This window comes from Yersinia sp. 2542 StPb PI, from assembly GCF_048593855.1.
Lineage (GTDB): Bacteria > Pseudomonadota > Gammaproteobacteria > Enterobacterales > Enterobacteriaceae > Yersinia > Yersinia enterocolitica_E.
Genome location: NZ_JAZGQA010000292.1, coordinates 1 through 3,532, shown reverse-complemented (window position 1 = coordinate 3,532; position 3,532 = coordinate 1). Strand labels below are relative to the sequence as shown.

Below are 3,532 nucleotides of genomic sequence, written 5' to 3'. Positions count from 1 at the left end.
TTAATAATATGCGTAGAAATTAAAAAATTGAAATGAGTTATACGAAAAGAAATAGATTTTCTATTTCTACAATAGCTCAAAGGCTCACTTTGGTAGGCTTTTTGCATTTTAAAGGTATGCGGTCAGCACATTGGTAGGTGTTGACGCCGGAACCGTAACCGGCTTCAAATTATAGTTAACGGCATGAAAACGTTAACGTACGTGTTTTAAGGCTCACTCCGGTGGCCTTTTTATTTCTGCGGGGCAGTTGAGTGGCCCAACGTTATCTGGAGCAGCAGAATGATGAGTAGTGTTGGTCATTATCGTTTAATATCTTCAGGTAACCATTAAAGGATTAGATATGAAGCGAACAATTCTTCTGTTACTGATAGCTTCCAGCCCCGCATTATCTTCGATTTCTAATGTCGACAAAGCAGCTACAGATTTATGCGAAAGTGAATGGAGTATGGCCGAAAGATGGGGTTCTACTGATGCTAGCATTGTCTCTATAGTCGATGATGAAATGAGCAAGTTTAAGCGACTGGGTTATTCATACTCAGATTTTGGAATAGATGAAAAAGACTACAGAAAAGTTTCGGTAGAGGGTGGAGAGCCCATGCGGAAGCTTTACAGCTCGTTGAGTTCCCCATTCGCTGAAACTAAAGATTTTTTCCGCAGCCGTCAGTTTCCTGTATGCATGCATAACGTTAAAGAGCGCTTAGCTAAGCAATAAACATTAGAATTCCAAATACCTAAAAGGTCCCTTTAAGTGGCCTTTTTTCGTTTTAGCCCATCAGTCACCCAATCAACTCCACACACATTACTGCTAATGAGTGGCTGCACTGGTGGGTTAAATTCCTTAACTACGCGCCCAACCCGCAGAGCGGGAGGGGGAGACGATGAAGATGCCAATTAAAGAACCGGAGACATACAGCATAATTGGTACTGTGCTGGTTTTGCTTATGACAACGCTCGGCACAGTCGCTAATTACGCGTGGAGAGTCATTAACGGCGAGAAGTTTCGCTGGTCATTTTTCATCTTAAAATTTTTCATTTCCATATTCGCCGGGGCGTTAGTTCTGTTAGCTGCCAGTTCATTAAATTGGACCGCTGAATTAGCGGGTGGTGTTGCTGGATTGTCTGGTTGGTCAGGCGCATCAGCAATCCGAGCCATTGAAGGGCGCTTTCTTAAACGCATTGGCGGCACTGACGACACTAAACCTCAGGTATAAACATGACCCCTTATCAATTCAGAATGGCGGCTAACATCAACGCCAAACTTGCTGCACGTTGGATTCAGCCCATCACCCTGGCAATGAAAGAATTTGGCATTACCACCCCAGTACAGCAGGCGATGTTTATTGCTCAGGTAGGCCATGAGTCTGCTAGCTTCACGCTACTGGTGGAATCGTTTAATTACAGTGTTAACGGCTTGATTGCGACGTTCGGCAAGCGTTTGTCTGCGGATCAGGCTTCGGCGTTGGGTCGCCAGCCGGGTGAAAAATCGGTGCCACTTAATCGACAACAAGCAATCGCCAATTTGGTCTACTCAGGCCGCATGGGTAATAAAGCTGCGGGTGATGGTTGGAAATATCGCGGTCGCGGTCTGATTCAGATTACCGGTTTAGATAACTATCGGGCCTGTGGTACCGCTTTGAAGCTGGACTTAATCAGCAATCCTGACCAGTTGCTAATCGATTTAAATGCTGTTCGTTCTGCTGCCTGGTTCTGGCAATCCCGCAACTGCGGTCAATATGCTGATGATATTCAGCGTGTGACACAGCTTATTAATGGTGGGAATAACGGTATTAATGACCGCAAGGCGCGGTTTGAGTTGGCTAAGCGAGAACTACAGCTATGACTACTTGGCGCGCCGCTCTAGTGACGTTAGTTGCTACCGCTTTCCTTCTTCTGCTTCTGAATCGTAATCATCTGGCAAATAAGGTGGATAAGACGGAAGCGGAGCTGGTTACCGAGCAGGTGACGAACATTGCCCTGGGTAACATCATTGATGCTTACGGTGCTAACGATGCCGCCAACCGAGCTGCTACAGCCCGTCAGTTAGATAATGAGAGGAAGTTACGCAATGAAAGTGACGAGCGACTCAGGCGGTTCAAGGCTGCGGGGGTTGGGGATTCGTGTATTGATAGCCGGATGCCTGATAGCAACATTAGCATCCTGCAAGAGTAGCCCACCAGCACCGAGAACAGCCGAATTAATCCAGTTGTGGCCTCCTGAATCAGCATTAACTCAATGCGAAGTGCCGGAGTTCGTCGGTACCACTTGGGGCGATAGTGGGCTGTATGCACTGGCCCTTAAGCGTGAGTTGCGGATCTGCAAAGGTCGGCTCGATGAAATCATTAGCTGGCGGCAGAACGCCGGAAGGAAAATGTAATGGCAATTCCATATCTTGATAACCCCACCCAAGGCCGTAAAGACCTGGACGAAAGCATCCCAGTAAAGGAGTAGTTAATGTTCGAGTTTCAATTAGGTCAAGAAGTTGTAATTACGAGCAGTGGTGAGCAAGGGTCGGTAAAGGCAAGGGCAGAGTATCTATCAGGCTCCGTTCAGTATTATATCTTTTACAAAGATGCCACAGGTCGTGCATTAAGCGAATGGGTTGAAGAAGCCGATTTGATGGCTCACTAAGACTAAGCATTACAGATGGTACTCAATGAGCGCCATCGATAATGATAAAGGGGAAATAAATGAAAGAATTATCAGTAACTATCACTCGACTTGAGTCGCACCATGATGGAATTGTAGTTGGTACCAAAGTCACGTTTAAGGTGTACCAGGGAGGTAAGCTATTACTGGCGGATACTGTATACGGGAAAGCAACTACGCCATACAGCAGAACTTATGAAGTAGATGCCAGTGACGAAGTTCTCCTGATAGTTGAGCATGATCGCGCTGATTTACCATGGCTTAATATTACCACTTCATTTTTATAATTATCGCAGTCAGATCTCCCTCTTGAATTTAATCAATTGCGCTTACGGGCTCTGAACAAATACCATCTTTAAATAATGTCAAAAGGAGATGGATATGTTTGTTGCAAAGGGTTTAAAAGCTGATCCGGATAATGCTGGTTGGGTTCTTGGTTGGGCAGTAGTGCGGAATTCTCCCTGGCATCTAGCTGGCGTTTATGCCACGAAAGAGGTTGCAGAGATGAAGGTACTGGAGTTTGGTGACACATATCAAGTCAGGTATGGAGCTCACCGCCTTGACAGTGATGATTTCGTATCAGGAATGCACTCTCAGTAAAATAAAATGTACAGGTGCGTGAGAGGCCTAAGCGTGACGCCGATAGATCTGCATAGTGGCTCGGTATGCCTTTACTATGTTGACCATGGGTTCGAATCCCATCCTATACACCAACAACATCCAAGCCACTGGCCTTATAAGCCGGTGGCTTTTCTATTTGGAGCCAATCATGTGGATCTGATTACGGAACCTTAAAGGTCAAAATATAAATAGAAATGAGAATCAATATCATTAAGTCATCATTAAATGAGAATGAATATCATTTGTAAAGGTACTCCCGGAGGGG

General features: G+C 45.4%; 8 protein-coding genes. All 8 read left to right on the top strand.

Features of this window, described 5'->3' with window-relative positions:
• The first annotated feature begins 340 nt into the window (after positions 1–340).
• The gene (locus V1952_RS20740; RefSeq protein WP_372558786.1) at positions 341–712 is read left to right on the top strand and encodes a hypothetical protein; all 372 of its coding nucleotides are present in this window, start codon (positions 341–343) and stop codon (positions 710–712) included.
• 166 nt (positions 713–878) lie between these two features.
• Positions 879–1,211 carry a phage holin family protein gene (locus V1952_RS20735; RefSeq protein ID WP_229765238.1) on the top strand — a complete coding sequence of 111 codons (333 nt, stop codon included), beginning with the start codon at positions 879–881 and terminating at the stop codon, positions 1,209–1,211.
• Between the two features lie 2 nt (positions 1,212–1,213).
• The gene (locus V1952_RS20730) at positions 1,214–1,840 is read left to right on the top strand and encodes a glycoside hydrolase family 19 protein (protein WP_420075448.1); all 627 of its coding nucleotides are present in this window, start codon (positions 1,214–1,216) and stop codon (positions 1,838–1,840) included.
• On the top strand, positions 1,837–2,169 hold the full coding sequence (locus V1952_RS20725; RefSeq protein ID WP_420075447.1) for a DUF2570 domain-containing protein: 333 nt from the start codon (positions 1,837–1,839) through the stop codon (positions 2,167–2,169). Before V1952_RS20730 ends, V1952_RS20725 begins: the two co-directional genes overlap by 4 nt.
• The gene (lysC, locus tag V1952_RS20720; RefSeq protein ID WP_420075446.1) at positions 2,066–2,374 is read left to right on the top strand and encodes an Rz1-like lysis system protein LysC; all 309 of its coding nucleotides are present in this window, start codon (positions 2,066–2,068) and stop codon (positions 2,372–2,374) included. Before V1952_RS20725 ends, lysC begins: the two co-directional genes overlap by 104 nt.
• 77 nt (positions 2,375–2,451) lie before the next feature.
• Positions 2,452–2,628 carry a hypothetical protein gene (locus tag V1952_RS20715; protein WP_420075445.1) on the top strand — a complete coding sequence of 59 codons (177 nt, stop codon included), beginning with the start codon at positions 2,452–2,454 and terminating at the stop codon, positions 2,626–2,628.
• Positions 2,629–2,687: 59 nt separating this feature from the next.
• Positions 2,688–2,933: a hypothetical protein gene (locus tag V1952_RS20710; RefSeq protein ID WP_420075444.1), complete on the top strand. Its 246-nt coding sequence runs from the start codon at positions 2,688–2,690 to the stop codon at positions 2,931–2,933.
• A gap of 94 nt (positions 2,934–3,027) precedes the next feature.
• The gene (locus tag V1952_RS20705) at positions 3,028–3,246 is read left to right on the top strand and encodes a hypothetical protein (RefSeq protein WP_420075443.1); all 219 of its coding nucleotides are present in this window, start codon (positions 3,028–3,030) and stop codon (positions 3,244–3,246) included.
• Positions 3,247–3,532 lie beyond the last annotated feature (286 nt).